The organism is Salmonella sp. 5800, from assembly GCF_046558195.1.
Taxonomy (GTDB): domain Bacteria; phylum Pseudomonadota; class Gammaproteobacteria; order Enterobacterales; family Enterobacteriaceae; genus Salmonella; species Salmonella enterica.
In genome coordinates, this window is sequence record NZ_JBGDOX010000001.1 from 300,334 (window position 1) to 320,803 (window position 20,470).

General features: G+C 52.2%; 17 protein-coding genes. 10 read left to right on the forward strand and 7 right to left on the reverse strand.

Going from position 1 to position 20,470, the window contains the following annotated elements; translation table 11 throughout:
- Window positions 1-78 precede the first annotated feature (78 nt).
- From ACLJZ5_RS01490 to ACLJZ5_RS01510, 5 genes are all read left to right on the forward strand, one after another.
- Window positions 79-3,819, forward strand: coding sequence for a nitrate reductase subunit alpha (locus ACLJZ5_RS01490; protein WP_024797946.1), 3,741 nt, complete (start codon window positions 79-81; stop codon window positions 3,817-3,819).
- Entirely contained in the window at window positions 3,816-5,360 is a 1,545-nt protein-coding gene (gene narH / locus ACLJZ5_RS01495; RefSeq protein WP_024797945.1) for a nitrate reductase subunit beta, read from the forward strand. The genes ACLJZ5_RS01490 and narH overlap by 4 nt, the downstream gene beginning before the upstream one ends.
- Window positions 5,360-6,055: a nitrate reductase molybdenum cofactor assembly chaperone gene (narW, locus tag ACLJZ5_RS01500; protein ID WP_024797944.1), complete on the forward strand. Its 696-nt coding sequence runs from the start codon at window positions 5,360-5,362 to the stop codon at window positions 6,053-6,055. The genes narH and narW overlap by 1 nt, the downstream gene beginning before the upstream one ends.
- Window positions 6,052-6,732: a respiratory nitrate reductase subunit gamma gene (narI, locus tag ACLJZ5_RS01505; protein WP_023220220.1), complete on the forward strand. Its 681-nt coding sequence runs from the start codon at window positions 6,052-6,054 to the stop codon at window positions 6,730-6,732. Before narW ends, narI begins: the two co-directional genes overlap by 4 nt.
- 105 nt (window positions 6,733-6,837) lie before the next feature.
- The gene (locus tag ACLJZ5_RS01510; protein ID WP_024797943.1) at window positions 6,838-7,731 is read left to right on the forward strand and encodes a PhzF family isomerase; all 894 of its coding nucleotides are present in this window, start codon (window positions 6,838-6,840) and stop codon (window positions 7,729-7,731) included.
- Between the two features lie 35 nt (window positions 7,732-7,766).
- Here the strand turns inward: ACLJZ5_RS01510 and nhoA are convergent, their stop codons facing one another.
- Together nhoA and steA are read right to left on the reverse strand one after the other, a co-directional pair.
- Window positions 7,767-8,612 (reverse strand): N-hydroxyarylamine O-acetyltransferase, encoded by an 846-nt coding sequence (gene nhoA / locus ACLJZ5_RS01515; RefSeq protein WP_024797942.1) that lies wholly within the window; start codon window positions 8,610-8,612, stop codon window positions 7,767-7,769.
- A gap of 282 nt (window positions 8,613-8,894) precedes the next feature.
- Window positions 8,895-9,527, reverse strand: a complete 633-nt coding sequence (gene steA / locus ACLJZ5_RS01520; RefSeq protein ID WP_001120860.1) for a type III secretion system effector SteA — start codon at window positions 9,525-9,527, stop codon at window positions 8,895-8,897.
- Between the two features lie 512 nt (window positions 9,528-10,039).
- Between steA and ansP the strand changes: the two genes are divergently transcribed.
- Complete coding sequence (gene ansP / locus ACLJZ5_RS01525; RefSeq protein WP_000857110.1) at window positions 10,040-11,533, forward strand: L-asparagine permease; 1,494 nt, start codon at window positions 10,040-10,042, stop codon at window positions 11,531-11,533.
- 76 nt (window positions 11,534-11,609) lie between these two features.
- Here ansP and ACLJZ5_RS01530 read toward each other — a convergent pair whose 3' ends face one another.
- Window positions 11,610-11,831 carry a YgdI/YgdR family lipoprotein gene (locus tag ACLJZ5_RS01530; protein ID WP_000732362.1) on the reverse strand — a complete coding sequence of 74 codons (222 nt, stop codon included), beginning with the start codon at window positions 11,829-11,831 and terminating at the stop codon, window positions 11,610-11,612.
- 144 nt (window positions 11,832-11,975) lie between these two features.
- A complete protein-coding gene (locus ACLJZ5_RS01535) occupies window positions 11,976-13,037 on the reverse strand; it encodes a YncE family protein (protein WP_000550642.1) in 1,062 nt (353 codons plus the stop codon).
- Between the two features lie 263 nt (window positions 13,038-13,300).
- On the opposite strand from ACLJZ5_RS01535, the gene pqqU reads away from it, so the two are divergent.
- Window positions 13,301-15,421: a TonB-dependent receptor PqqU gene (gene pqqU, locus ACLJZ5_RS01540; RefSeq protein ID WP_024797941.1), complete on the forward strand. Its 2,121-nt coding sequence runs from the start codon at window positions 13,301-13,303 to the stop codon at window positions 15,419-15,421.
- Between the two features lie 55 nt (window positions 15,422-15,476).
- On the opposite strand, the gene mcbR is transcribed toward pqqU, so the two are convergent.
- Both mcbR and ACLJZ5_RS01550 read right to left on the reverse strand, forming a co-directional pair.
- Complete coding sequence (gene mcbR, locus ACLJZ5_RS01545) at window positions 15,477-16,142, reverse strand: colanic acid/biofilm transcriptional regulator McbR (protein ID WP_024797940.1); 666 nt, start codon at window positions 16,140-16,142, stop codon at window positions 15,477-15,479.
- 333 nt (window positions 16,143-16,475) lie between these two features.
- A complete protein-coding gene (locus ACLJZ5_RS01550) occupies window positions 16,476-17,513 on the reverse strand; it encodes an NADP-dependent oxidoreductase (RefSeq protein ID WP_017465903.1) in 1,038 nt (345 codons plus the stop codon).
- Between the two features lie 211 nt (window positions 17,514-17,724).
- On the opposite strand from ACLJZ5_RS01550, the gene mddA reads away from it, so the two are divergent.
- Window positions 17,725-18,240 carry an L-methionine sulfoximine/L-methionine sulfone acetyltransferase gene (gene mddA, locus ACLJZ5_RS01555; RefSeq protein ID WP_000155373.1) on the forward strand — a complete coding sequence of 172 codons (516 nt, stop codon included), beginning with the start codon at window positions 17,725-17,727 and terminating at the stop codon, window positions 18,238-18,240.
- On the forward strand, window positions 18,240-18,689 hold the full coding sequence (locus ACLJZ5_RS01560; RefSeq protein ID WP_017441332.1) for a DMT family transporter: 450 nt from the start codon (window positions 18,240-18,242) through the stop codon (window positions 18,687-18,689). The genes mddA and ACLJZ5_RS01560 overlap by 1 nt, the downstream gene beginning before the upstream one ends.
- A gap of 4 nt (window positions 18,690-18,693) precedes the next feature.
- Here ACLJZ5_RS01560 and ACLJZ5_RS01565 read toward each other — a convergent pair whose 3' ends face one another.
- The gene (locus tag ACLJZ5_RS01565) at window positions 18,694-18,927 is read right to left on the reverse strand and encodes a YdcY family protein (RefSeq protein WP_024797939.1); all 234 of its coding nucleotides are present in this window, start codon (window positions 18,925-18,927) and stop codon (window positions 18,694-18,696) included.
- Window positions 18,928-19,150: 223 nt separating this feature from the next.
- Between ACLJZ5_RS01565 and srfA the strand changes: the two genes are divergently transcribed.
- Entirely contained in the window at window positions 19,151-20,470 is a 1,320-nt protein-coding gene (gene srfA, locus ACLJZ5_RS01570; protein ID WP_024797938.1) for a virulence-associated effector SrfA, read from the forward strand.

Here is a 20,470-nt window from a genome sequence, read left to right on the forward strand (position 1 = left end):
TGTAGGATGGCCATCCGGCAATGGTTTAACGCCAAATCGACAGGATGGCGGAAAATTTATCGAAGCAGGAGAAATGTCATGAGTAAACTGTTGGATCGCTTTCGTTACTTTAAACAAAAAGGCGATACCTTTGCCGACGGCCATGGTCAGGTGATGCATACCAACCGCGACTGGGAAGACAGTTATCGCCAGCGCTGGCAGTTTGATAAGATCGTACGCTCAACCCACGGCGTCAACTGCACGGGCTCCTGTAGCTGGAAAATTTATGTCAAAAACGGTCTGGTGACGTGGGAAACCCAGCAAACCGACTACCCGCGCACGCGTCCCGATTTACCGAACCATGAACCGCGCGGCTGCCCGCGCGGCGCCAGCTACTCCTGGTATCTCTATAGCGCCAATCGTCTGAAATACCCTCTGGTGCGTAAGCGGCTGATAGAACTGTGGCGCGAGGCTCTTTCCCGGCACAGCGATCCGGTGCTGGCATGGGAATCTATAATGAACGACCCGCAAAAATGCCAAAGTTACAAACAGGTGCGCGGACATGGCGGCTTTATTCGTTCGAACTGGAAAGAGCTGAATCAGCTCATTGCCGCCGCTAACGTCTGGACAATCAAAACCTATGGCCCGGATCGTGTGGCGGGGTTTTCACCTATTCCAGCAATGTCGATGGTTTCTTACGCCGCCGGAACACGTTATCTGTCATTGCTTGGCGGTACTTGTCTGAGCTTCTATGACTGGTATTGCGATCTTCCGCCCGCGTCTCCAATGACCTGGGGCGAGCAGACTGACGTGCCGGAGTCCGCCGACTGGTATAACTCAGCCTACATTATTGCCTGGGGCTCTAACGTGCCGCAGACGCGTACCCCGGACGCCCACTTCTTTACCGAAGTGCGCTACAAAGGCACCAAGACAATCGCCATCACCCCGGACTATTCCGAAGTCGCTAAACTGTGCGATCAGTGGCTGGCGCCAAAGCAAGGTACAGACAGTGCGCTGGCGATGGCCATGGGTCACGTCATTTTGAAAGAGTTTCATCTCGATAATCCCAGCGACTATTTCCTTAACTATTGCCGCCGTTATACCGACATGCCAATGCTGGTCCTGTTGGATGAGCACGCAGACGGCAGTTATGTACCGGGGCGTATGATGCGCGCATCGGATCTGGTGGATGGACTGGGAGAAGCCAATAATCCGGAATGGAAAACCGTCGCGCTCAACAGTACGGGCGAACTGGTCGCGCCCAATGGTTCTATCGGTTTTCGCTGGGGAGAAAAGGGAAAATGGAACCTGGAAGCGGTGGCGGCGGGCGTCGAAACTGAACTGTCGCTCTCTTTACTCGGTCAGCATGATGATGTGGCGGGTGTCGCCTTCCCCTATTTTGGCGGTAACGAAAACCCACATTTTCGCAGCGTGCGGCAGGAACCGGTGCTGGTACGTAAGTTACCGGTGAAACGCCTGGCTCTGGCGGACGGTAGCGAGCGGATGGTCGTCAGCGTTTACGATCTGGTGCTGGCCAATTATGGGCTGGATCGTGGTCTGGATGACTGCCATAGCGCCAATAATTATAACGACGTAAAAGCCTACACGCCGGCCTGGGGCGAACAGATTACCGGCGTGCCGCGTCGACATATCGAAACTATTGCGCGTGAATTTGCCGAGACCGCTCATAAAACTCACGGTCGTTCGATGATCATCCTCGGCGCGGGAGTGAATCACTGGTATCACATGGATATGAATTACCGTGGGATGATTAACATGCTGGTGTTCTGCGGCTGTGTTGGACAAACTGGCGGCGGCTGGGCGCACTATGTCGGCCAGGAGAAGCTGCGGCCGCAAACCGGCTGGCTGCCGCTGGCCTTCGCGCTGGACTGGAATCGCCCGCCGCGTCAGATGAACAGTACCTCGTTTTTCTACAACCATGCCAGCCAGTGGCGCTATGAAAAACTGACTGCGCAAGAGTTGCTGTCGCCGTTGGCCGATCCGGCTAAATTTTCCGGACACCTGATCGATTTCAACGTGCGCGCGGAACGTATGGGCTGGCTACCCTCGGCGCCGCAGCTTAATCTTAACCCGCTCAGCGTGAAAGCGAGCGCCGATAAAGCCGGGCTGTCTGCGGCGGATTATACCGTGCAGGCGTTGAAATCAGGCGCTATCCGTTTTGCCTGCGAACAGCCTGACAGTGGTCATAATCACCCGCGAAATTTATTTGTCTGGCGCTCTAACCTGCTCGGCTCCTCCGGGAAAGGTCATGAGTACATGCTCAAATATCTGCTGGGCACCGACAGCGGTATCCAGGGCGAAGCGCTGGGTTCCAGCGAAGGAATTAAGCCTGAAGAGGTGGAATGGCAGCCAGCCGCGATTGAGGGCAAGCTCGATCTGTTGGTCACGCTTGATTTCCGTATGTCCAGTACCTGTCTGTTTTCCGATATCGTCTTGCCGACCGCCACCTGGTATGAAAAAGACGATATGAATACCTCGGATATGCATCCGTTTATCCACCCCCTTTCCGCCGCGGTCGATCCTGCCTGGGAATCCAAAAGCGACTGGGAGATCTACAAAGGTATAGCCAGCGTCTTTTCTGAGATGTGTGTCGGACATCTCGGACAGGAAACCGATGTGGTGTTACACCCGCTCCAGCATGATTCCCCGGCGGAACTGGCGCAGCCATTTGATATTCTCGACTGGCGTAAAGGCGAGTGCGAACTTATTCCGGGCAAAACCGCCCCCAATATCGTCGTGGTTGAACGCGATTATCCGGCCACCTATGAACGTTTTACCTCGCTGGGTCCCCTACTGGATAAATTAGGCAACGGCGGTAAGGGTATTGCCTGGAATACGCAAGATGAAGTCGATTTCCTCGGTAAGCTCAATTACACCAAACACGATGGTCCGGCGAAAGGACGTCCGCGGATCGACACCGCGCTGGATGCTTCGGAAGTGATTCTTGCCTTAGCGCCGGAAACCAACGGTCAGGTGGCGGTGAAAGCCTGGCAGGCGCTGGGCGAGATGACCGGGCGCGAGCACACCCATCTGGCCATCAATAAAGAAGATGAGAAAATTCGCTTTCGTGATATCCAGGCGCAACCGCGCAAAATTATCTCCAGCCCGACCTGGTCAGGACTGGAAAGCGAGCATGTCTCTTATAACGCCGGATATACCAACGTACATGAACTGATCCCGTGGCGTACGTTGTCGGGGCGGCAACAACTCTATCAGGATCATGCGTGGATGCGCGCTTTTGGCGAAAGCCTGGTGGCATATCGTCCGCCGATTGATACCCGCAGCGTCAGCGAAATGCGAGAAATTCCGCCCAACGGTTTCCCGGAAAAAGCGCTTAACTTCCTGACGCCGCACCAGAAATGGGGAATTCACTCCACCTACAGCGAAAACCTGCTGATGCTGACCTTGTCGCGCGGCGGGCCGATTGTCTGGATTAGCGAAGCCGATGCCCGTGAATTGGGTATTGAAGATAACGACTGGATTGAAGCCTTCAACGCTAATGGCGCCCTTACCGCTCGTGCGGTGGTCAGCCAGCGCGTTCCGCCGGGTATGACCATGATGTACCACGCCCAGGAGCGAATTATGAATATTCCGGGCTCGGAAGTGACCGGGATGCGCGGCGGGATCCATAACTCCGTGACCCGGGTCTGTCCAAAACCGACGCATATGGTCGGCGGCTATGCGCAACTGGCTTACGGCTTCAACTATTACGGAACCGTGGGTTCGAATCGCGATGAATTCATCATGATCAGGAAAATGAAAAACATTAACTGGCTGGATGATGAGGGCCGGGATCAGGTACAGGAGGCGAAAAAATGAAAATACGCTCACAGGTTGGGATGGTACTGAATCTCGATAAATGTATTGGCTGTCACACCTGCTCCGTCACCTGTAAAAACGTCTGGACCGGACGTGAAGGGATGGAATACGTATGGTTCAATAACGTCGAAACTAAACCGGGTATCGGCTATCCCAAAAACTGGGAAGACCAGCAGGAGTGGCAAGGCGGTTGGGTTCGTGATGTTAATGGCAAGATAAGGCCCCGTCTGGGCGGCAAAATGGGGGTAATTAGCAAAATTTTCGCCAACCCGGTGATTCCGCAAATCGATGATTACTATGAACCCTTTACCTTCGATTATCAGCATTTACATAATGCGCCGGAGAGTAAGCATCAGCCCACTGCCCGCCCTCGTTCACTGATTGACGGAAAACGGATGGACAAGGTGATCTGGGGGCCAAACTGGGAAGAGCTGCTCGGCGGCGAGTTTGAAAAACGCGCCCGCGACCGTAACTTCGACAACATACAAAAGGAGATGTACGGTCAGTTCGAAAACACCTTCATGATGTACCTGCCGCGCCTGTGCGAACACTGCCTGAACCCCAGTTGTGTCGCCACCTGCCCAAGTGGCGCTATTTATAAGCGTGAAGAAGACGGCATCGTGCTAATCGACCAGGATAAATGCCGGGGCTGGCGTTTGTGTATCAGCGGCTGTCCGTACAAAAAAATCTACTTTAACTGGAAGAGCGGCAAGTCTGAGAAATGCATATTTTGCTATCCGCGTATTGAATCCGGCCAGCCGACCGTTTGTTCGGAAACCTGCGTCGGGCGCATCCGTTATCTTGGCGTTCTGCTCTACGACGCCGACAGGATTGAAGAAGCGGCCAGTACCGAACACGAGACAGATTTGTATGAACGTCAGTGCGATGTGTTTCTCGATCCGCACGATCCGGCGGTCATCGAAGAGGCGCTTAAACAGGGCATCCCGCAAAACGTCATCGACGCCGCCCAACGGTCGCCGGTGTACAAAATGGCGATGGACTGGAAGCTGGCGCTTCCGCTGCACCCGGAATACCGTACCCTGCCGATGGTCTGGTACGTACCGCCGCTATCGCCCATCCAGTCATACGCCGACGCGGGCGGGTTGCCGCACAATGGCAATATTCTGCCGGCGGTGGAAACGCTGCGTATTCCGGTCCAGTACCTGGCCAATATGCTCAGCGCGGGCGATACCGGTCCGGTCATTCGGGCTCTAAAGCGGATGATGGCGATGCGCCACTACATGCGCTCGCAGACGGTTGAAGGCGTGACGGATACCCGCGCGATTGACGAAGTGGGTCTGAGCGTACAACAGGTTGAAGAGATGTATCGCTACCTGGCGATTGCCAATTATGAAGATCGTTTTGTCATTCCCACCAGCCACCGGGAAATGGCGCGCGACGCCTTTCCGGAGCGCAACGGCTGCGGCTTTACTTTTGGCGACGGTTGTCACGGCTCGGATACTAAATTCAACCTGTTCAACAGTAGCCGTATTGATGCCATCAATATCACCGAAGTGCGTGATAAAGCGGAGGGGGAATAATGCAAATCCTCAAAGCGATTGGCCTGTTGATGGAATATCCGGACGACGAGTTGTGGGAATGTCGGGATGAAGCGCTTGCCCTTATCCAACACGATGCGCCAATGCTGGCCGACTTCACTCGCGAGCTGCTTTATGCGCCGTTACTGGATAAACAAGCAGAATGGTGCGAAGTGTTTGACCGAGGGCGCGCCACTTCATTACTGTTATTCGAGCATGTTCATGCGGAGTCCCGCGATCGCGGCCAGGCGATGGTCGATTTGTTAAGTCAGTATGAAATCGTGGGCCTGCAGCTCAACTGCCGCGAACTGCCGGATCACCTGCCGCTCTATCTGGAGTACTTAAGCGTGTTGCCGGAAGCGGAAGCGCGCGAGGGATTACAGAATATTGCCCCTATTCTGGCGCTGCTGGGCGGTCGTCTGAAACAGCGAGGAGCGCCGTGGTATCAACTGTTTGACGCCCTGCTGACGCTGGCGGGCAGTACGCTTACAAGTGACAGTGTCACAAAACAGATTGTTCAGGAATCGCGGGATGATACCCGTCAGGCACTGGATGCCGTCTGGGAAGAAGAGCAGGTGAAGTTTATCGAAGATAACGCCACGACCTGTGACAGTTCACCGTTACACCATTATCAACGACGCTTTAGCCAGGACGCGGCGCCGCAGTACGTCGACGTCAGCGCGGGAGGCCCGAAATGATACAGTACCTGAACGTCTTTTTTTACGACATCTACCCCTATATTTGCGCCACGATCTTCTTCCTCGGCAGTTGGCTGCGCTATGACTACGGACAATATACCTGGCGCGCGTCGTCCAGCCAGATGCTGGATAAGCGTGGGATGGTGATATGGTCGAATCTGTTCCATATTGGCATTCTGGGGATCTTTTTTGGCCATCTGTTCGGGATGCTGACGCCACACTGGATGTATGCCTGGTTCCTGCCGATTGCGGTAAAACAGCAGATGGCGATGATCCTCGGCGGCGTGTGCGGCGTATTAACGTTGATCGGCGGCGCGGGATTGCTGTGGCGTCGTCTGACCAATCAGCGTGTGCGTGCGACGTCCACTACACCAGATATTATCATCATGAGCATTTTGCTGATTCAGTGCCTGCTTGGCCTGAGCACCATTCCGTTTTCGGCGCAATATCCGGATGGCAGCGAAATGATGAAGTTGGTGGGCTGGGCGCAAAGTATTGTCACCTTCCGCGGCGGGTCTTCGGAAATGCTGAACGGTGTGGCGTTTGTTTTCCGCGTTCATCTGGTGCTGGGAATGACTATTTTCCTGCTCTTCCCGTTCACCCGTCTGGTTCATGTCTGGAGCGCGCCGTTTGAGTATTTCACCCGTCGCTACCAGATTGTTCGTACCCGCCGCTAATTCTCTTTGCCCGGGGGTACGCTTACCGGGCAAAGAAAAACGCCTGTGCGTCGTCATTCGGCAACGCACAGGCTATGATGATTCTTCAGCCAAAGGAGAACATCAATGAAACCGCAGATTTACCATGTTGACGCCTTCACCAGCGAACCCTTTCGCGGCAACTCTGCTGGCGTTGTCTTACATGCGGATACGCTAAGCGACGCGCAGATGCAGCTGATTGCCCGTGAACTTCGTCACTCGGAAACCGCCTTTTTGCTAAAAAGCGAAGAGAGTGATGTGCGCATACGCTACTTTACACCGACAGTAGAAGTCCCCATCTGTGGTCATGCCACCGTGGCCGCGCATTATGTTCGGGCAACGGTACTGGGGTTGGGAAACACCACCGTCTGGCAAACCTCGTTAGCGGGCCGTCATCGCGTTGAAATTCATGCCGAACACAACGACTATCGCATCACGCTGGAACAAGGTCAGCCCTATTTTGAACCACCGCTAGTCGGAGAGATTCGGGCTGCCATCATCACCGCACTGAACCTGACTGAAGATGATATCGTGCCGGGAGCGCCAATTCAGGTAGCTTCAACAGGACATGCAAAAGTGATGATCCTGCTCAAACCAGACGTTGATATTGATGCCCTTTCTCCGAATCTGGCAGCCCTGACGGCAATCAGCCAGCAAATTGGCTGTAACGGCTTTTTTCCTTTCCAGATTCGTCCGGGAAAAAACGAAACCGATGGGCGAATGTTTTCTCCGGCGATAGGGATTGTGGAAGATCCGGTAACGGGAAACGCCAATGGCCCGATGGGTGCATGGCTCGTCCATCATGGCCTGATGGCGCATGACGGTAAAACGCTGCAGATTCAAGGCCATCAGGGGCGCGCTTTAGGCAAAGAGGGTACTGTTGATGTTACCGTCACCATTCGCGATAACGAGCCGGAAAACGTCACCATCTCCGGTCAGGCGGTCATTCTGTTTCATGCCGAATGGGCCATTACTTTTTAATCGTTGTCAGGCCCGCAAATCCTCGCGGCAAAAAATTATTTTCCCGCCTCCGGATGGGTATCAAATGCAGCCATTACCGCGGCCAGCTCCACCTCGGTAAAACCGTGCTTTACATCATTTACGCCGAGACCAAACTGCTGCTGAAGTAACTGATACAACGACGGTACATCCGGTACATTGACCTGTTCAACGGCATGTCCCTGGTGGTAACGCGTGAAGTGGAAATTCGTTAATGTCAGCTTGCCGCCATCAGGCAAATGGCGGCACATCAACAAATGATGACGAAAATGGGATTGTGGCCAGTGAGCCGACCAGAAATTGCCCATCACATGATCGCTCTGCTGCTGCACCCCCAGATCAAAACAGTACATCGACTGCCAGTGCTCATGGTGGCGGAATTGTAAAATCCATGTGCTCCCCACCTGCATCAGGCGGTATTCACCATGCGGCGTCTGCTGGGCAATTTCGGCCTGCAGACGAAGCGGCGCGGTTAGCGTTTGGCCGCCAAACCCCACGTCAGCGATCCACTGCTCATCCTCAACATCAACCAGCAGTAAACGGTGCGTGCGTGGCGGTAAACTGGCGGGATGAGACAGAATGACCCGCCCCAATAAGCTTCGGACGTTAAAACCGATGTCGCGTAACGCACGTTCAAACAGGCCATTCAGTTCAAAACAGTATCCACCGCGTCGGGCATAAAGCAGTTTCTCCTCTAATGCCGTCTCATCGAGCTGTATTTCACGAGGCAGTAGAACATCCAGATTTTCAAAAGGAATCGCGCAGTTGTGCGCTAAGTGAAGCGTCCTGAGCGCTTCAACCGTAGGAACCCCCAACGGCTGACAATGTAATCGCGTAAAATAAGCATGTAAAAAAGAGGTCATCTGAGGCTTCCATTAACATTAATGCTTGCGTTCGGCACACAGGCTGAGGCGGATATCGCTGCGCAACAGGATACCCTATCCGTGGAATAGCGTTGGATACTTTTGAAAAAAATAAGACAGGCCGGCTACAGCGCCGGAGGTACGTGGGATTTTGGCCTACAAACGGAAATCGGTTCTGAGAATCTCTTTGCGGCACGCCGCCAAAATAGCGGCGTGTTAAAATTTTTAACGCCAGCTCAGCGAGTCTGATTTCTAACAAAACTGGCTAAACATAAACGCTTTTTAATACTTGTCCAAATAGTTATGGTAACGATCTTTTATGTCGGCCGCCCATTGCACTTTCGCCTCCTGCATGTCGCTGGCCCGAGCGATATAATGTTCTAAACTCGGAATGGCGCCTAATGCCTGAGGTAAGGCATTATATTCTGCTATTCGCTCTCTGACGGTTTTATATTTTTCATCAATATCATAATGATAGTACGCTGGCGCTTCAAAAAAGCCCTCTTCCAGTCTCATACAAATATCTTCAAAGGACCCCTTAACCTCTACGGTATGTTCGCCATCCGATATCCTGACGATTGGCTCACGTCCAGCCATCAGCGAGAGTTGTTCGAATGTTAACATCCGACCATCAGAAAGCTCGACATCTATAATAAATTGTTCATCACGTACAGCATCTGCAAGGTGATTATGGATAGTCCCTGCATTGGCACAGAACTCCGCAACTTTAGGCGTAACATTGCAATAATGTTCAATTACTCTTGTAAATCCGTAGGCTAATCCTGCTGTAAGCACATACAAGATGCCTTTCATGATTTTTGTTGATAATTTATTTTCGTAATCTCCTGCAGCAACATGAGGTAGCTTATTTCCTGATAAAGCTCTGGCATAGGTAGAAACTGATGTATGTGGCATATCCTGCTCCTTCAAATTTTGCTCAATACCTTTATATGTCCTACTCCTCTCTCATTATGACGATATGTCAATCAACAAAATTGCTCAAAGGCATATATTTTCAGGAGAAAATGAGAATAACAGGCGCAACGGCCTTATCTTATGCTGCTGCAATATCGTCAGGTAGTTTACCGTTCGAGGTTATATCTATGACCATAAATCCCACAAGTGATTAGCGCTGGTTAATTATTGTGCAACGCAAGCACTGCGGATTTGTGCTGGCGTCTTATCTGGCTGAATCGTGACCACACCGCACCACATCTGACCACACAAATAAACTCGACATTCTCATTTTGTCCTTTCCGTATGTTTTGCGTCATTTAACAATTGCAGGTAGGATGCTCCGCCGGCGGTTTTATCCCTGTCACAGAATCAGGGAAAAGCGGCATTCGCCATTGCAGGCAATCGATTGGTGAGCGCCCGTCGCGGCATAAGGAATTTTTCTGTCAGGACAGGCTATAACAGGTAACGTAATGAAAACACAGACTACGCACGCCGCAGAACAACATGCGGCGAAACGACGCTGGCTGAACGCCCATGAAGAGGGGTATCACAAAGCGATGGGGAATCGTCAGGTTCAGATGATTGCTATCGGCGGCGCGATTGGCACCGGTTTATTTTTAGGTGCAGGCGCCCGATTGCAAATGGCCGGACCGGCACTGGCGCTGGTCTATCTGATATGTGGCATTTTTTCTTTTTTCATTTTACGCGCGCTGGGCGAACTGGTATTGCATCGCCCTTCCAGCGGGAGTTTCGTCTCCTACGCCCGTGAATTTTTGGGTGAAAAAGCGGCCTACGTCGCAGGCTGGATGTACTTTATTAACTGGGCGATGACCGGGATCGTCGATATCACCGCAGTGGCGTTATACATGCACTACTGGGGCGCATTTGGCGACGTTCCGCAATGGGTGTTCGCGCTCGGCGCGTTAACCATTGTCGGTACCATGAACATGATCGGCGTAAAATGGTTTGCCGAAATGGAGTTCTGGTTCGCGCTGATAAAAGTACTCGCCATTGTTATCTTCCTGGTGGTAGGCACGATTTTTCTCGGTACCGGTCAACCACTTGAGGGTAATGCCACCGGTTTTCACCTGATTACAGATAATGGCGGCTTTTTCCCGCACGGCCTGTTGCCCGCGCTGGTACTGATTCAGGGCGTAGTGTTCGCCTTTGCGTCGATTGAACTGGTCGGTACCGCCGCTGGGGAGTGCAAAGATCCACAGACGATGGTGCCAAAAGCCATCAATAGCGTGATCTGGCGTATTGGTCTTTTCTATGTAGGATCGGTCGTATTGCTGGTTTTGCTGCTGCCGTGGAACGCCTATCAGGCGGGGCAAAGTCCGTTTGTCACCTTCTTTTCTAAACTTGGCGTGCCTTATATCGGCAGTATTATGAATATCGTGGTGTTAACCGCCGCGCTTTCCAGCCTGAACTCCGGGCTTTACTGTACGGGGAGAATTTTACGTTCAATGTCGATGGGGGGTTCCGCGCCGAAATTCATGGCGAAAATGAGCCGACAGCATGTGCCCTATGCGGGTATTCTGGCGACTCTGGTGGTTTACGTGGTCGGCGTGTTCCTGAATTACCTGGTCCCCTCCCGTGTGTTTGAGATCGTTCTTAATTTTGCCTCGCTCGGCATTATCGCGTCGTGGGCGTTTATCATGGTGTGCCAGATGCGTTTACGCCAGGCGATAAAAGAAGGCAAAGCCGCAGACGTCAGTTTTAAACTGCCCGGCGCGCCTTTTACCTCCTGGCTAACGCTGCTGTTTTTACTAAGCGTGCTGGTACTCATGGCGTTTGACTACCCGAATGGAACTTACACTATCGCCTCGTTGCCGCTGATCGCTATTCTGCTGGTCGCCGGCTGGTTTGGCGTGCGACGTCGCGTGGCGGAGATCCATCGCACTGCGCCAGTGACGGCGGATTCGACAGAGAATGTCGTATTGAAAGAAGAAGCAGCGACATAACATTCCCCTTCCCCGGCAGCCCCAGGCCTGCCGGGTTTAATGCGCGTTGCCGCCAACACCGCATCGCGCCCAATGCTTAGTCAGCCTTAATCAACTGCGCCACATCATTGCTGTTAATTTCCCGCTGGTTGCCTTCCTGATCGGTATAACTGGTCATCCCCGTCTCTTTATCTAACTGCGGCTTACCCTGAGTTACGATCGTTTGCCCATTCTTCGTCGTCATCACATAGTTGGTTGTGCAACCCGCAAGCATAAAAAACATCATGCCCAAACCTGAGCATATAAATAACTTTTTCATATTTTCCTCGTGAATATAATGAGTTAACTACAGCAAAAAGGCAGTGTAATTCTCACAGAATCATCAGGCTATCGGCGGGGTGTAACGAGGCGTATCGGTGCGTTTAAAGAGATGACTGGAGGGGTTTCCCCCTCCATACCCTATTTACAGAGCAATGCGAATAACATCATCCGGCTGCGTCGCTTCCTGTTCACGTGTCGATTTCTGCTTCACGCTGACGTAGAGCGTTTTACCGTCTGCCGATAGCGCCAGGCTATTCGGGTACGTTGGCGTATCGAACGTTTTAACAACGTTATAGGTCTTCGCATCGATCACGCTGACCTGCCCTGCCTGACGGTGCGTCACATACGCCTCGTTACGTGTCGGATTATACAGGACGGCCAAAGAGGCAGGCGCCGCGATTTTGGCAAGAATATTGCCATTACGGGTATCGACAACCAGGACTTCAGTCGCCTTCGAGTCGGTGATAAACGCGCGATGACCTGCGGTATCGAGACTCAGGTTAATAAAAAAGTGTTCTTTACCGTCATCCAGCAACTTCTTACGACTGAGAATTTTATTGCTGGCGGTATCGATGGTGATAAATTCGCCATCCGCATTGGTGGTGTACAGGCGTTGCGCTTTACTGTCGAGCGCCAGACCCGTACTCATTTTGCCGGTATTTTCGATCGTCGTTTTCAGTTTGATGGTTTCGCCATCCACTACCCAAATAGCACTCTCTTTACCAACACCGCTAATGTAGATCGTGTTGGTAGACGCATCGGCAACCAGTTCACGGGGCTGTAACGGACGAACCTCTTCAGTACGTTTGCGCGCATCAAGTACCAGACGACCTTTTACATCACCCGTTTTGGCATCAATCGCGGTAACAGCGCTGTTAATGGTATTGCCAAACCACAGCGTTTGGGTCGCGGCATTGATGGTGGCGCCGAACGGCTTGAGATCGTTATGAATCGCTTGCGTGATTTCCAGCGTCACCGGGTCGAGACGATAAACTACGCCGCCTTTATCCAGTTTACGGCTTTGCGATGTAGCCAGCCAGAGCGCGTTTTCTTGCTGACTCCAGGCCATCTCATAAGCGCCTTTGCCTACCGCTTTACGCAGCATGTCTTCCGCCGCCAGCGTGCTAAATGAGGATGCGACGAGGAGCGAACCTAACAATAAAGAACCACGCAGGCGCGGCGAAAAAAGATGACGTAAGTGCATGACGACTCCCTTTGATCAAAACGTGTATAGCTGCTTCACACTACTTCACTGCGCGGGATCTTCGTTCCGCACTTATTATAAGTTGAGAATAATAATCATTATTTATCAGAAAGTGGAGCTTTTCCTCGCCTGCGAATGTCATGGCTCTTAAATACCGCACATTTTCTTAACTTAATGTGCGATTAAAATTTCAAAACTTTACATATTGACTACCCTTAATGTCACGTTTTCCGTTGATACGCTTACATTTATCCGGCATTTTCATGAAAATTATTTCCGTTAGACAGCGACTTTATCCCGCCCTCTTATTGCCTCTGACCTTCTCCCCGGTCCTTCAGGCCGCCAGCGCGCCCAATGAACAAACCATGATAGTCACCGCAACGCCGCAAACCGTATCCGAACTGGATACACCTGCCGCCGTTAGCGTCATTGAGGGAGAAGACATGCGTCTGGCGACGCCGCGCGTCAATTTATCTGAGTCTTTAACCAGCGTCCCGGGATTGCAGGTGCAGAACCGGCAGAACTACGCGCAGGATCTGCAAATCTCTATCCGTGGATTTGGCTCGCGTTCCGCCTTTGGCGTGCGCGGCATTCGTCTGTATGTTGATGGCATTCCCGCCACCATGCCGGATGGACAAGGCCAGATTTCGAATATTGATATTAACAGCATACAAGACGTTGAAGTGTTACGCGGCCCCTTCTCAGCGCTATACGGCAATGCTTCCGGCGGCGTGATAAATGTCACCACCGAAACCGGGAGACAGCCGCCTACCCTTGAGGCCAGCAGCTACTACGGCAGTTATGGAAGCTGGCGCTATGGGCTAAAAGCCACGGGCGCGATGGGTGACGGCACACAGCCAGGCGACGTGGATTACACGGTATCGACTACCCGTTTCACCACCCACGGCTACCGCGATCACAGCGGCGCGCAAAAAAATCTGGCTAATGCCAAACTGGGCGTGCGCCTTGACGATGTCAGTAAACTCTCGCTGATTTTTAATAGTGTGGACATTAAGGCGGACGATCCCGGCGGACTCACCGAATCTGAATGGAAAGCCGATCCGCAACAGGCGCCGCGCGCTGAACAGTACAATACGCGTAAAACCATCAAACAAACTCAGGCAGGATTGCGTTATGAACGTCAGCTCAGCGCGCAGGATGATATCAGCGTGATGGCCTACGCCGGAGAGCGGGAAACCACGCAATACCAGTCTATTCCCCTGGTGGCACAGCTAAAACCGGCCCAGGCTGGCGGCGTAATTACACTGCAACGCCACTATCAGGGCATTGATTCCCGCTGGACTCACCGGGGAGAATTAGGTGTGCCAGTCACCTTCACTGGCGGATTAAATTATGAAAATATGAGCGAAAACCGCAAGGGTTACAATAACTTCCGCCTCAACAACGGCACCCCTGAGTTTGGGCATAAAGGCGATTTACGCCGGGATGAGCGTAACCTGATGTGGAATGTCGATCCTTATCTGCAAACCCAGTGGCAGCTTACGCAAAAACTCTCGCTGGATGCTGGCGTGCGCTACAGTTCCGTGTGGTTCGATTCTAACGATCACTATATCGCGCCCGGCAATGGCGATGATAGCGGCGACGCCAGCTATCACCACTGGCTACCCGCCGGATCGCTAAAATATGCGTTAACTGACGCCTGGAATCTCTATCTTGCTGCCGGTCGCGGATTTGAAACTCCCACTATCAATGAGCTTTCTTATCGCGCTGACGGCCAAAGCGGGTTCAACTTTGACCTCAAACCGTCGACCAATGATACGGTGGAAATCGGCAGTAAAACGCGGATTGGCAACGGCTTGTTGACCGCCGCGTTATTTCAAACCGATACCGATGATGAAATTGTTGTCGCCAGTAGTATGGGAGGACGCACTACCTACAAAAACGCGGGTAAAACACGCCGCCAGGGCGCAGAACTCGCGTTGGACCAGCGCTTCGCCGGCGACTGGCGGGTGAAAGCATCATGGACCTGGCTGGATGCGACCTATCGCAGTAACGTTTGTCAGGGGCAAAACTGTGATGGAAACCGAATGCCCGGCATCGCCCGTAATATGGGATTCGCCTCATTAGGTTTTATCCCGGATGAGGGGTGGTATGCCGGAACAGACGTTCGCTATATGGGCGATATCATGGCCAATGATGAAAATACCGCCAAAGCGCCTTCGTATACCGTTGTTGGACTAAATACAGGGTATAAATTTAATTACAGTCAGCTTACCGTCGATATTTTTGGGCGGGTAGATAATCTATTTGATAAAGAATATATCGGTTCGGTGATCGTTAATGAATCTAATGGCCGATATTATGAGCCAGCGCCAGGGCGTAACTATGGCGTGGGGATTAATCTGGCATGGCAATTTGAATAAATATCCGGCAATAGCGGGGAACCCCCGCTATTGATAAGTCATAGTTGCATGAAGGTTACATGAAGTACTGATTTTTAATCGTCGCTACGTTTTGTTGCAAAACGTTCTGTAAGCAGTGGCGACTGGCTTCTTTATCACCAGTCACTAACGCATTAAGCAATTTTCTGTACAGATTAACGCCGTTTTGATAATCATCAAGTTTAAAATTATCATATAAAAAATGCAGGCTTGGCCCCAGGCGTACCCATAATTGCTCGATCATGGCATACAGCGTTGGCATATCCGCGTAGTGGTAGATCTCAAAGCGGAATGCGCGGTTGGCCAAAAGAATTTTATCCATAACGCCACTTTCCAGCGCCTGTTGAAATTCATCTAATAGCGTATTCAGCGTTTGCTCGCGATCCGGGGTAATCTTTCCCGCAGCGGCGACCACCGCCATCTCCTCCAGGGCAGTACGAATCGTATTAATTTCCAGCAAACTTTCCAGCGAGATCTCCGGCACCATAAACGCCTGTGCTGGTGCCACCGCCAAAGCACTGGAAGAGACCAGCCTTAACAGGGCCTCACGCACCGGCGTAATACTGACGCCTAACTCTTGAGCGATATTTTTAGTGATAAGCCTTGCGCCTGGTTTTAATGCGCCAATAGACAATTGATGCTTTAACCGATTTTCAACCTGTGTGGTCAGGCTTATATGTTGTGTTTTTTCCGTACCCGGCATTTTCCTTCCTTCACCTCTTGGCAGAACAACATCGCAATCGAGTCCCGAAGAAGTTTCGGAACTTAATTGTAAAAAAGATAATCCAGACCTGAACGGCCAAATAAATAAAAGTGATAATTTACTTGCGTGATATTCTCATCTTTTACAACAATACAGGTTTCTTTATGGCAACCGTTTTATCTCCGTCATTCCTTCATGTATCGAGATTTTTGATCGGTTCAGGCCGCTGAGGGAGATAAGCTGCCCCACCGAGATCTGAATGATGAATATAAGTAAAGCCGGAATTTTAAAATTTGCACATTTTTATGGCGACATAATGCCGCCATTTTTTCTTTACGCATCGTCCGCTAAACGTATCACGACTTTGCCAAAGTTCTTCCCCGCCAGCAGCCCCATAAACGCTTCTGGCGCATTTTCCAGCCCATCAGTAATCTGCTCCCGGTAATGTATTTTCCCTTCTTTGATCCAACGCCCCATTTCTTGCTGAAACTCATGTATCCGGTGACCATAGTCCTGGTTGATGATAAAACCTTGCAGGCGAATACGCTTTTTAAGTAATGTTGCCATCAGCAGAGGCAGTCTGTCTGGACCGTCCGGCAACGTTGTCGCATTGTAGCCGCTGACCAGACCGCAGAGCGGAATTCGCGCCGACGTATTCAGTAGCGGTAAGACGGCGTCAAAGACTTTACCGCCGACATTCTCATAATAAATATCGATACCCTGCGGGCAGGCCTGCGCAAGCTGTTGTGGGAAATTATCAGCGTGATGATCAAGGCACAGATCAAATCCCAAAACGTCTGTTGCATGACGGCATTTTTCCGCGCCGCCAGCAATACCCACGACCCGGCAGCCCTTCAGCTTGCCAATTTGCCCAACCGTTGCGCCTACGGGGCCAGTGGCGGCGGCGACAACCAGCGTTTCGCCCTCTTTCGGCTGGCCGATATCCAATAACCCCATATAGGCGGTAAACCCCGGCATTCCTAAAATACCCAATGACCAGGAAGGATGTTGCGGATTATCACCCAGCTTTACCAACCCTTCGCCATCTGAAATGTCATAATCCTGCCAACCATTGTAACTCAACACCCATTCGTCTGGTCGGTAATCAGGATGGTTTGACGCGACAACGCGACTGACCGTACCGCCAACCATAACGCAGCCAGGTTCAACAGGCGGCGCATAAGAGGGTTCATCGCTCATGCGGCCACGCATATAAGGGTCGAGTGATAAAAAAACGGTACGCAATAGCACCTGCCCTTCACCGGGCGTCGCGACGTCATCTTCTTCGAGGCGGAAGTTATCCATCTGTGGCGCGCCGTGGGGACGCGAGGCCAAAACCCAACGACGATTTCGGTTGGTCTGTTGCTTCATTCTATTCTCCTCATGCCTGGCATAATCCATCAATAATAGTCGAACATTAGCTTTCTGAGGGAGTTAAACACTCTCAGATATCAGGCTGTGCGCTTTTATGAACGACTTTCTTTCCCCTCTCGCTAAATATGAATTCTTGCGCTAATTCGTTGATTTATGCCGCCTTCAATAGTATTTCTAACACTATCGTAAACATTCCCTGGGGTTCCCTATGACGATTCGCTTTGCCGATAAAGCAGACTGCGCCGCGATTACCGAAATCTATAACCATGCGGTATTACATACTGCGGCCATCTGGAACGATCGGACGGTCGATACGGATAATCGCCTTGCCTGGTATGAGGCCCGTCAATTACTGGGCTATCCGGTGCTGGTAAGCGAAGAAAATGGCGTGGTGACTGGCTATGCATCATTTGGCGACTGGCGCAGTTTCGACGGTTTTCGCTATACCGTCGAGCACTCGGTTTATGTTCATCCGGCGCACCAGGGGAAAGGACTGGGGCGAAAACTGCTCAGCAGACTGATCGACGAAGCCCGACGCTGCGGCAAGCATGTGATGGTGGCCGGTATTGAGTCACAGAATGCCGCCTCAATACGCCTGCATCATTCGCTGGGGTTTACCGTCACCGCGCAAATGCCGCAGGTCGGCGTAAAATTTGGCCGTTGGTTAGATCTTACGTTTATGCAGCTCCAGCTTGATGAACACGCCGCGCCGGACGCCTGCTGATGAACCAGTCGTTGACGCTTATCTTTTTGATCGCCGCCGGCGTCGGGCTGGTGGTACAAAACAGTATTATGGTGCGTATTACGCAGACATCATCGACGATTCTGATCGCTATGCTGTTGAACTCGCTGGTAGGGATCGTTTTATTTGTGACGATATTGTGGTTTAAGCAAGGCGCTACGGGCTTCGGCGAGCTGGTCGCCAGCGTGCGCTGGTGGACATTGATCCCCGGTTTTCTGGGGTCATTTTTTGTATTTGCCAGCATTAGCGGGTATCAGAACGTTGGCGCCGCGACGACTATCGCGGTACTGGTCGCCAGCCAGTTAATCGGCGGACTGGCGCTGGATATCGCGCGTAGCCACGGCGTCACGTTACGCGCAATGGTCGGGCCGGCGTTTGGCGCGCTGTTGCTGGTCATTGGCGCATGGCTGATTGCGAAGCGCCAGTTTTAATGGGTTACAGGATCGAGCCGCCTTTGGTGAGCTGCTCGCGGCGCGCGTCCCGATCTTCTTGATATTGCCTGCCGTGATGCGCGATAGCCGTGCGCAAACGCTGCTGCTGCACATAACGATCTTCGCGACGTAATTCAGCGTCATCGCTCAAGGCAATCAGCAATTCATTCATATGGGCAATTACGCTCTCCGCGATGGCGGCATCCACGCGGGCGCTCACTTCGTCCAGGTGCGACATAAGCTCTCCTACTCTTTATTCTGTAACAGCATGATTCGCCTATTATACGCGTTATTGTCGCCCGATGCGGTAATTCGCCGCCGCCCCCCTGATTTAACTTACGTCAAGTGGAAACACGGGGCTTAATAGACCGAGAATTCGCGCCTTTTTGCCTTTCTTCCGCCGTTTGCTTGCGTATAGACCCCGTAAAGTAGACGCGTGAAGAAGTCTAAGGGATAACAACGTGGCAAAATCTCTCTTGCGCAGCGGCAATCTGGATGATTATCAGGCCGTGGGCGGCGGCGGTCAGGCCGTATTTGAATCAGCATTGCAAATTCGCGAAACGCTTCGTCTGCGTAAACAGCAGGCGATGGTTGACTGTCTGGCGATTCCGCAACTTAACGATAATGGCGATCGGGTTGACTGGTATTCGCCGATTGAAGGTCAGGCGATAGCGTGGAAAGCGGCTGACGAAGAGACACGTTCTCGGGCTTTACGTTATTTAGCCAGCACTTTTGAAAGCGCGGCTGCACTCAGTCGCAAAAGTCTGCAATCCGGTAAAACAGCGCTTCAGCTATTTGGTTCGCTACTTGAAAAAGCGACGCAATTTCCCGGCGAAAATCATGTTTTCCTGGTTAACGGCAAACCGGTTATCACCTTCTGGGGATTCGTTAATCTCAACGAAAATACACGCGATGATGTGCTGGACTGCCTGCGGGTAACCGAGGCAATCCCCGACATCCCTCTGGTCGAGCCGGAGCCCGAAGAAAAGCCGCTGGTAGAGGCGGCGTTTAGTCAGGCGGATGAACCTTTGTTAACATCTGTCATTGAGCCGCCGAAAATGCCGGAGGAACCTGTTGCGCCGCCCGTTATCGTTAGCGAACCGAAGTCGGCCACCCCCACCCCGGTTGCTGAGGCGAAAAGAGCTCGCCGTCTACCGCTGTGGAGCTTACCTGTCGCTGCCGTGGTTATCGCCGCCGTCGCCACGCCTTTTTTCTGGCCATCTTCATCCGTTGACGGGTCCTCTCCTGTTCGCGCCGCGCCTGTCGCTACCGCGAAAACTGACGTTACCCCATTGCCTGAACTCATCGCGCATTTGCCGCTGCATCGCGCTGAGGTGACGCCCGCCCCCAAAGCGGCGCCGCTGCCGGAAGCGCCTGTTATCATTGCCGCTATCCCCAAAGACGCGCTGGTGATGGACAGTACGCAGATGAAGCTTGGAACCACGCGCTTTTTAAACGGTAGCTGGCGGGTCAGCGTGGATGTCAAAGATCCGATTACCGGCAAGCCGCCCTCTCTGCGTTATCAGATCCAAAATAACAAAGGTATCGCGCGCGTAGTACATGGCGATAACGTGGTTTGTCGGGCGGAAATTTTCTCTGGTCTGCATCAAACGGGCGAGCTGATGATTAAAAGTCGCGGCAATGCGCGCTGCACCGACGGTTCACGTTATCCGATGCCGGAAATTACCTGTAAAGCAGGCGTCAATGACGTCGCAACCTGTACCGCCCGTTATGGCGACCACGCGGCAATTCCGTTGACGTTTAAAAAGATAGGTGCCTGA

Excerpts from the sequence above, each read along its gene's own strand:
- ACLJZ5_RS01490 (WP_024797946.1), top strand. The coding sequence starts at position 79 with ATGAGTAAACTGTTGGATCGCTTTCGTTACTTTAAACAAAAAGGCGAT.
- narH (WP_024797945.1), top strand. The coding sequence starts at position 3,816 with ATGAAAATACGCTCACAGGTTGGGATGGTACTGAATCTCGATAAATGT.
- narW (WP_024797944.1), top strand. The coding sequence starts at position 5,360 with ATGCAAATCCTCAAAGCGATTGGCCTGTTGATGGAATATCCGGACGAC.
- narI (WP_023220220.1), top strand. The coding sequence starts at position 6,052 with ATGATACAGTACCTGAACGTCTTTTTTTACGACATCTACCCCTATATT.
- ACLJZ5_RS01510 (WP_024797943.1), top strand. The coding sequence starts at position 6,838 with ATGAAACCGCAGATTTACCATGTTGACGCCTTCACCAGCGAACCCTTT.
- nhoA (WP_024797942.1), bottom strand. The coding sequence starts at position 8,612 with ATGACCTCTTTTTTACATGCTTATTTTACGCGATTACATTGTCAGCCG.
- steA (WP_001120860.1), bottom strand. The coding sequence starts at position 9,527 with ATGCCACATACATCAGTTTCTACCTATGCCAGAGCTTTATCAGGAAAT.
- ansP (WP_000857110.1), top strand. The coding sequence starts at position 10,040 with ATGAAAACACAGACTACGCACGCCGCAGAACAACATGCGGCGAAACGA.
- ACLJZ5_RS01530 (WP_000732362.1), bottom strand. The coding sequence starts at position 11,831 with ATGAAAAAGTTATTTATATGCTCAGGTTTGGGCATGATGTTTTTTATG.
- ACLJZ5_RS01535 (WP_000550642.1), bottom strand. The coding sequence starts at position 13,037 with ATGCACTTACGTCATCTTTTTTCGCCGCGCCTGCGTGGTTCTTTATTG.
- pqqU (WP_024797941.1), top strand. The coding sequence starts at position 13,301 with ATGAAAATTATTTCCGTTAGACAGCGACTTTATCCCGCCCTCTTATTG.
- mcbR (WP_024797940.1), bottom strand. The coding sequence starts at position 16,142 with ATGCCGGGTACGGAAAAAACACAACATATAAGCCTGACCACACAGGTT.
- ACLJZ5_RS01550 (WP_017465903.1), bottom strand. The coding sequence starts at position 17,513 with ATGAAGCAACAGACCAACCGAAATCGTCGTTGGGTTTTGGCCTCGCGT.
- mddA (WP_000155373.1), top strand. The coding sequence starts at position 17,725 with ATGACGATTCGCTTTGCCGATAAAGCAGACTGCGCCGCGATTACCGAA.
- ACLJZ5_RS01560 (WP_017441332.1), top strand. The coding sequence starts at position 18,240 with ATGAACCAGTCGTTGACGCTTATCTTTTTGATCGCCGCCGGCGTCGGG.
- ACLJZ5_RS01565 (WP_024797939.1), bottom strand. The coding sequence starts at position 18,927 with ATGTCGCACCTGGACGAAGTGAGCGCCCGCGTGGATGCCGCCATCGCG.